This is a genomic window from Actinomadura sp. NPDC000929 (assembly GCF_040492065.1).
In the GTDB taxonomy this organism is placed as follows: domain Bacteria; phylum Actinomycetota; class Actinomycetes; order Streptosporangiales; family Streptosporangiaceae; genus Spirillospora; species Spirillospora verrucosospora.
This window is the reverse complement of the sequence record NZ_JBEUPA010000244.1, coordinates 1-7720: the sequence shown is the minus strand read 5'-3', so window position 1 is coordinate 7720 and position 7720 is coordinate 1. Positions and strand designations below refer to the sequence as shown.

6 protein-coding genes and 1 pseudogene are annotated in these 7720 nt (G+C 73.2%); 2 read left to right on the top strand and 5 right to left on the bottom strand.

Translation table 11 applies throughout. The features are described 5' to 3' along the window. The 3 genes from ABWI04_RS40825 to ABWI04_RS40815 all read right to left on the bottom strand — a co-directional run. On the bottom strand, positions 1–190 hold a 190-nt coding region (locus tag ABWI04_RS40825; protein ID WP_353835762.1), incomplete at its 3' end, for a helix-turn-helix domain-containing protein. A gap of 5 nt (positions 191–195) precedes the next feature. Further along, the gene (locus ABWI04_RS40820) at positions 196–531 is read right to left on the bottom strand and encodes a helix-turn-helix domain-containing protein (RefSeq protein ID WP_353835761.1); all 336 of its coding nucleotides are present in this window, start codon (positions 529–531) and stop codon (positions 196–198) included. Beyond that, positions 528–899 (bottom strand): type II toxin-antitoxin system RelE/ParE family toxin, encoded by a 372-nt coding sequence (locus ABWI04_RS40815; protein WP_353835760.1) that lies wholly within the window; start codon positions 897–899, stop codon positions 528–530. Before ABWI04_RS40815 ends, ABWI04_RS40820 begins: the two co-directional genes overlap by 4 nt. A gap of 271 nt (positions 900–1170) precedes the next feature. Between ABWI04_RS40815 and ABWI04_RS40810 the strand changes: the two genes are divergently transcribed. Then, positions 1171–4077: an ATP-binding protein gene (locus tag ABWI04_RS40810; protein ID WP_353835759.1), complete on the top strand. Its 2907-nt coding sequence runs from the start codon at positions 1171–1173 to the stop codon at positions 4075–4077. A 1-nt stretch (position 4078) separates the two neighbouring features. On the opposite strand, the gene ABWI04_RS40805 is transcribed toward ABWI04_RS40810, so the two are convergent. Next, positions 4079–5281, bottom strand: coding sequence for a hypothetical protein (locus tag ABWI04_RS40805; RefSeq protein WP_345172858.1), 1203 nt, complete (start codon positions 5279–5281; stop codon positions 4079–4081). Positions 5282–5336: 55 nt separating this feature from the next. After that, positions 5337–6947, bottom strand: a complete 1611-nt coding sequence (locus ABWI04_RS40800; protein WP_353835758.1) for a hypothetical protein — start codon at positions 6945–6947, stop codon at positions 5337–5339. A gap of 356 nt (positions 6948–7303) precedes the next feature. Here ABWI04_RS40800 and ABWI04_RS40795 point away from each other — a divergent pair. After that, positions 7304–7720 (top strand): annotated as a pseudogene (locus tag ABWI04_RS40795) (DUF1727 domain-containing protein); the annotation flags it as partial.

Below are 7720 nucleotides of genomic sequence, written 5' to 3'. Positions count from 1 at the left end.
CGGTGCGGGAGCGGTGCAGGAGGGGGACGCCGAGGGCCGCTTCGAGCTTGGCGATCCGCTTGGAGACCGCCTGCTGGGTCATGCCCAGGCGGTCCGCGGCTTCGGTGAAGCGCCCGTCGTCCACGACGGCGAGGAACGCTCTGCCGGGCGCCTTCCAGGCCCCCCGGGACGGGCAGCGGCGTGGGTGCAGGTGAGTCAGGCGGCGTCAGTGTCTGCGCCGCGCAAGATGTACTGGTCGTCGCCGAACACTGCGGAGATCTGGATCTGCCCGCCGAGGGCTTGGACGTAGCGGGCAATGGCGTCGACTGTGGAGACCTCGCCGCGTTCGATCTGGGAGACGCGGCTTTTGGTCACGCCCATCTTGCTGGCGACCTCGCTCTGGGACAGGCCGACGGCCTTGCGGCGTTCGGCGAGCCGGTGGCCGTCGATGTAGGCCTGATTGCGTTTGCGGGCCTCGGTAACGGCCTCCTCGCCGCCCGCTGCTGCGACGACCTCGGCGCGGACCTCGCTCCACTTGGGAAAGTTCGTCATCGCTGCTCCTCCTCGACCTGACGTTCCTTCAAATACTCCTCGTACAAGTCTTCAGCGCGGGGGATGGCCTCTTTGTACCAGCCTGACCAGTTGCCCGACTTGTCGCCACCGGTCAGCAAGATGGCCGAGCGCCACGGGTCGAATACGAATAAGAGTCTGATTTCTGAGCGGCCCGCCGACCCCGGTCGCAATTCCTTGAGGTTGTGCAGACGGGAGCCTTCGATGCGGTCCACGAGCGGGCGACCCAGCGCCGGACCGGCCTCGGCGAGACGATCGATGGCATCCACGACCTGGGCCTTGGACCGCTCATCCAGGGTGTTGAGCCAGGCGAGCAAGTCGTTGGTGACGCGGATCTCCCACTCCTCCACACCGGGAGTGTAGCAAATCCTTTACCTCGTGCCGCGCGGTTGCGCCTTGCTCATGGATCGCGTTCGTCCCGGCGTCCTGGCGTGGCGCCGCGCACTTCGCTCGCCAGGGCGGGTTCTTCCTTGACGGGCATTGGCGTGGGGGGTGGGGGCGGGGTTGGATGCTGGGGTGACTATGCCCCCTGGTTCGTCTCGTGCTGGCCGGCCGCCTTCCGGGTGGGGTGGTGGGGTGGCGCAGGGCGGGCCGCCGGTCGCTGTGCAGGGGGCGCCGTTCGTGTTGCCGGGGCCCTGGTACCGGATCCAGGCGATTCCGGTGCCGCAGCGGGAGGCGTCCGCGGAGTGGGACTTCGTGAGCGTGCTGCCCGCGGCGCTGTCGGCGGCGCGGTCGGGGAGGCCGTTCGTCGTCGGGTGGCTGTCGGCGGGCGGCGGGGCGCCGCTGGAGCTGATCACCAACGCGGGGCCGATCGGGACGCCCGAGGCCGGGGCGGAGACGCACGGGCTGCTGTTCCCCAGCGGGGCGCGGGGCGTGCCGATCGGGGACGGGTGGCTGCGGCAGGCCGAGCGGATGGAGTGGACGCGGTGTCCGGGACGGCTCGCGCCGCAGGGGTCCGGGGCCGGGCCGGGGCTGTTCGAGTCGACGCTCGTCACGCTGATGGAGCGGCCGTTCGGGTGGTTCGTGGTCGCCGATCCGTGCGACGAGCGGCTGGTCGACGCCGAGATGCGCGAGCTGCACCACGAGTTGCGGATGTTGCGGCGGGGTGAGGACGAGCATGCGCGGCTCGCGGTGGCGCGGGCCGACCGGAGGCTCGCCGAGCTGGACGCGTTCCGCGAGGCCGGGCTCTGGCAGGTCCGGGTGGTGGCCGGGGCCGCGTCGCAGGCGGAGCTGGGGCAGATCGCGCCCGTGCTGGTCGGGTCCATGGAGCTGGGGCACCATCCGTACCGGCTGAGGTCGGGGCAGGGGAGCGGGTCGTTCGCCGAGATGCTGGGCCCGGGGACGGCGCCCGCTCAGGTGCGGCCGATGAGCGAGGCGGAGCAGCGGTTCCCGTTCGTCGCGACGGCCGGGGCGCTGGCGGCGCTGGCCGGGCTGCCGCGGCGGGAGGTGCCGGGGCTGCGGGTGCTGGACGCCGGGTACTTCGACGTGACGTCCGAGACGGCCCCGGCGAGCGGGGAGGCGCAGATCGAGCTGGGCGCCATCCTGGACGGCCAGGACCGCGAGGTCGGGCGGTTCGCCGTGCCCCGCTCGACCATCAACCGGCACGTGTTCGTCACGGGCGCGACCGGCGCGGGCAAGTCGCAGACGGTCCGGCACCTGCTGGAGCAGCTCACCCGGGCGGGCGTGCCGTGGCTGGCGATCGAGCCCGCGAAGTCGGAGTACGCGGCGATGGCGGGCCGCATCCAGGACCTCGGCGGGCCCGTCACGGTCGTCAACCCCTCGGACCCGGACTCGGTGCCGCTGTCGGTGAACCCGCTCGCGCCGGAGCCGGGCTACCCCGTCCAGGCGCACATCGACATGGTGCGGGCGCTGTTCCAGGCCGCGTTCGACGCCGAGGAGCCGTTCCCGCAGATCATGGCGCAGGCGCTGCAGCGCGTCTACGAGAACAACGGGTGGGACGTGGTGACGGGCGGGGGCGTGCCCGGGTCGCTCATCGAGCCCGCCGTGCCGACGCTGGAGCAGCTGCAGAACGCGGCGCTCCAGGTCATCCAGGACGTGGGCTACGGCCGCGAGCTGATGGCCGACGTGCAGGGGTTCGTGGACGTGCGGCTGCGGTCCCTGCGCATCGGCTCGGCCGGACGGTTCTTCGAGGGCGGCCACCCGGCCGACATCGGCGGGATGCTCCGCGACAACATCGTGCTCGCCATCGAGGACGTCGCGAACGACGAGGACAAGGCGTTCCTCATGGGGACGCTCATCATCCGCATCGTCGAGCACCTGCGGATGCGGGAGCGCAGGCGCGACCGCGCCACGGGGTCGGCGCTGCGGCACGTCATCGTGATCGAGGAGGCGCACCGGCTGCTGCGCAACCGGGGGCCCGAGCGCGGCAGCTCCCACGCCGTCGAGCTGTTCGCCGGGATGCTCGCCGAGATCCGCGCGTACGGCGAGGGCATCATCGTCGCCGAGCAGATCCCGACGAAGCTCGTCCCGGACGTCATCAAGAACACGGCGCTCAAGGTGGTGCACCGGCTGCCCGCGTTCGACGACCGGCACCAGGTCGGCGCGGCGATGAACCTGGACGGCGACCAGTCCCGCGAGGTGGTGTCGCTGCGTCCGGGCGTCGCCGCCGTGTTCGCGGACGGCATGGACCGTCCGCTGCGCGTGCGGGTGCCGCTCGGCGAGGGCCGCGAGGCGGAGCTGCCCGGCCCGCCCCCGCCCGTGGACGGCCGGCGGTCGGCGGCGTGCGGCTGCGAGTGCCGTTCGGGGCGCGCGTGCACCCTGTACGAGCTGCGCGAGGCGGACCTGATCGCGGGCCATGCCGACTGGGCGTGGCTGCGCCTGTGGGCCGACACGCTCGTCCTGGCGCATGTGGCGAACCGCCCGATCCCGTCGGTCCCGCCCGAACTGGGGCGCGCCTGGTCGCGGCTCACGCCCCGGCTCCGCGAGTGCGCGCTGGCGACCGTCCTCGAACGGGCGGTGTCGCGGCGGTCGCGGGGGCTGCGCACCGCCTACCCGCCGGCCGACCTCACCGCCGCCGTCGCCGAGGTCGCGCAGCGGCTGCTCGGCGGCGGCGCGCCGGGCGCCTCCCCCGGCCCGCAGTGGGTGGTTCCGCAGGTCAGGTGGCTGCACGAGCTCGACAGGCTCTTTCCCTACGGCGGCGGCGCGCCCGACAAGCACGCCCTCGCGCCGCCCCTGGACTACCAGCTCCCCGGCCTCAAGCAGCCGCCGGACGCCAAGCTCGGCCACCGGCTCCGCGCCCTGCGCCGCCACCCGCTGTCGATGGAGCTGGAACGCAACCGTCCGATCGCCGCGACCGCCCTCTACGGCGACGACGACCAGTCGGGCTTCTTCAAGGACCTGGCCGTCGTCGCGATCGGGTTCGACGAGGACGAGCAGATCGACCACGTCGCCGGGACGATGCGCGTCACCGGATGGCTGGAGCCCGTCCTGAGCTGGTACGACCGCTTCGTCACACCGTTCGAGGATCCGTCCAAGGGGCTCGCGTTCCTCAGCCCCCAGGCCGAATGACTCAGATGTCGCTCTCGGTGCGGGTGGGGAGGCCCGCCTTCTCCGCGACCACGTTCCAGTAGCCGATGAACTCGTTCTTGGCGGAGCTGGCGCGCTGGTTGACGTCGGCCACCTCGCTCTCGGACGGGCAGCCGGGGGCGCCCGCGAGGTAGCGCTGGTTCGACTCCGTCGACGCCTCAAGGGCGCGGACGAGCGCGGCCTTCATCTCCTCGCCGTCGAGGAGCGCGCTCACCTCCAGGGCCCGCGCCTTCTCCAGCTCGCCGCGGCGCGCGTCGAGGACGCGCCGCACGCCGCTGACCGGGCAGCCCTGGGTGACGACGGTGCCGAGTTCGGAGCGGGTCCCGCCCATCTCCTCCAGCAGGTCGTTGACGGCGCGGGCCTGCGCGTCGAGGTCGCCCTCGCTCGTCGGGCTGTCGGACGCGGACGCGACGCCCTGGCTCTGGCCCGTGGACGGGCCGGAGGCCGCGGGGGGCGACGAGTTCGATCCGCTCGGCCAGAACACGATCCCCAGCGCGACCCCTATCAGGAGGACGACGCCCGCCGCGCCCAGGAAGTAGGGCATCGTGCTGCGCTTCGGCGGCGCGGGCGGCTGCCAGATCGCGGGTTCGGACCACGGTTCGGCCCACGGCTCGGGGGAGAGATGCGTCGTCCGTTCCTCGGCGGGCGGCATGTGCAGCGTGTGGTCGGGCCGCGCCTCCCACTGGACGGGGCTCTGGTCGGCCCACGGCGGCGGCGCCGGTTCCCACGGCACCGGCACCCCGCCTGGGGCGCTCTCACCCGGCGCCCCGCCGCCGTACTGGGCGCCTTGGACGGTGGCGTCGTCCGCGTTCGGCGGGGGGCTGCCCATCGGGGTGCCGCTGTACGGGGCGCGGTACGGGTCGTTCTGGATGGTCGGGTCGTCAGCGTCGGGCGGGCTTCCGGCCTGCGGGGCACTGCCCGACGGAGCTCCGTACGGGGTACCGCTGTAGAGGGAGCGGTACGGGTCGTCTTGGACGGTGGCGTCGTCCGCGTCTGGCGCCCCGCCGCCCGGTGGCGCGGTGAACGGGTCGCGGACGGTCTCGTCTTGGACCGTCGCGTCGCCTGCCCCGGCCGCGTTGGTCCAGGCCGCCGCGTCGCCCGTGCCAGGCGTGACGAGGGGCGCGTCGCATCGCGCGCACCTGGGCGACCCAGAAGCGGAGTCGGTTCCGCAGTTCGGACACCGCATGACGGCCCCCTGCCCGGTGAGTTCGAACGGTCAGAGAATACTGCGTGACCGACCGTTACACCCGTTTCCAGCTCCGCTGCGGCTGACCGGTCTTCTGCGCGACCGGGTTCCACAGGACGACGAACTGCTTCTTCGAGGCCGTCGCGCGCCGTTCGGCGTCGGCGCGTCCGGGAACCTGCGCGGCGCTCGGGCGCGGTTTGCCCTTGCACTTGCGCTGGTTCGCCTGCGCCCACTTCAGCAGCACCTGGTCGACCTGGAGCGAGGCCCCCAGCGCCTGGTGCAGCGAGCCGCGCAGCCGCTCGCCGTTCGCCAGCTTGTCGACCTTGAGGCCCTGCGTGCGGCGCATCTGGTTCGTGCGGCGCTGCGCGACCGTCTGGAATCCCTGGATGGCCTGCGGCAGCGTCTTGCACTTGCCGGCGCGGCCGAGCGCCCCGGCGAGGATGCGGCGGGTGTCGACGCTGTCGTTGAGGATCCCGTTGAGGACGGCGGCCTGCTGCTTCATCTCGGGCGGGATCGCGTTCTTCTGCGCGACCTGCTTCTGGGACGCCGCCGGAGACGGGTCGCCGCCCCCCGGCGTGTCGTCCCCGGACGGCCAGGCGACGAACGCGACGGCGCCGACCGCGACCGTGACCAGCGCGGCCACGGCGGCGACCAGCGGCTTGCTCGTCCCGTTCTTGCCCTGGCCCGGCGCGCCCGGTCCGCCGGGCGGGAACTGGCCGGGCGGGTAGCCGCCGTACGCGGGGTCGCCCGGCCCCATCGCGCCCATGGGCTGCATCCCGGGGCCCATCGGACCCTGGTGCATGGGGCCGTTCTGCATCGGGCCGTGCTGCATGGGCCCGTTCTGCATCTGCATCGTCTGCATCGGGGGCTGGCCCATGTTCCCCATGCCGCCCATCGGGGCGGGGGCCCCCATGGGGGAGCCGGGGTCCATCCGCGTCCGGTCGAGGTCGTCGCCGAAGCCCTGGCTGCCGGGCATGGCCGGGCCCGGCGCTCCGGCGGGGGCGATCTGCGTGGCCTCGGCGTCGGGGAGGGCGGGGAACTGCGGGCCGCCGGGGGGCTGCTGGCCCCACGCCTGCGTTGCGTCGGCGTCCGGCGCCTCGGGCTTGCGCGGCTGGGCGAACCACGAGTCCGGGACGATCGACTCCGCGCGGGGGGCCTGGTCCTGGAGACCGAACGGGTTCGACGCCGAGGCCGGGGCGGGGAGCTCCGCGGCGGGCGGCGCCTGCTGCCCGCCGGCCCACGAGGGCTGCGAGGGCGGGGCGGCGAAGGCGCCGGAGTCGTCGTCGGCGTCGGGGTCGAACGTCCAGGCCGCGGTGTCGTCGGGGTCGGGGGACGGCAGCGGGGACGCGACGGCGGGCGTCGGCGCCGAGGCGGTCGCGGGCGGCTCCACGGACAGCCGGATCGGCGGCTCGGCCGACAGCCGGATCGGCGGCTGCGCCGGAGGCTCGGGCGCGCCCTGCGGGCCGGAGGCCCAGGACGGCGGGGCCGTCATCGTCCGGTCGCCGAACGTGTCGGCGCCGGCCGGGACGCCCGCCGGGGCGGCCTCCGCGACCGGCGACGCCAGCGGGACGGAGGGACCGACCGAGTACACGTCGATCGGCGCCTCGCAGTGCGAACACTTGCCGAGCGTCCCAGGCGTGTCATTCCCGCACGTCGGACACTGCATCGCTCAGACCTCGCCTTTTAGCCGCTTGTCCACGCTTGCGATCCAGGCCCGCCGCCCGGGCGGGCACCGCTCCCCGCGATCATCAGCGGGGCTCCCGACAAAAGTAGTGGGTGACGCCGTTCTTGGACGCGTGGTTGGTAATCCGGCGCACCGCAGTCGGAGGTCGCACGCAATCACGACATGTTGGTACTGGTCAAGATTGCTGCCAGTGGTTTACCGGGATCGTTGTGATGCTGCTCACATTGTGCACCAATGGTGTGACGGACGTCCCTCGAACCGCCGGGCGCGCCGCGAGCGTCGCACTCAGCGGCTAGGCTCGGAGCGGTTTCCCGGCGCATCCAGAGAAGACGGAGTCCATGAGCGATCTTCCGCTGCGTTCGCAGCTGGCCGTCGCGCTCGGTCGTACGGCCGCCAAGATGTCCCGAATCGCGGGCCGCGGGGACGGCTCGGTGATCGGCGGCCGGGTCGGCCTCCGACTCGACCCCGAGCTGCTGACCAGGCTCGCCAAGGACCGCAAGCTCGTCCTCGTCAGCGCCACCAACGGCAAGACGACGACGACCCGGCTGATCACCTCGGCCATGACGCCGCTCGGCGAGGTCGCCACCAACGCGTTCGGCGCGAACATGCCGACCGGGCACGTGTCCGCGCTGGCGTCCGCCCCGTCCGCGCGCTACGGCGTGCTGGAGTGCGACGAGAAGTACGTCCCGATGGTCCTGAGGGAGACCGGGGCGAACATCGTCGCCCTGATGAACCTCAGCCGCGACCAGATGGAC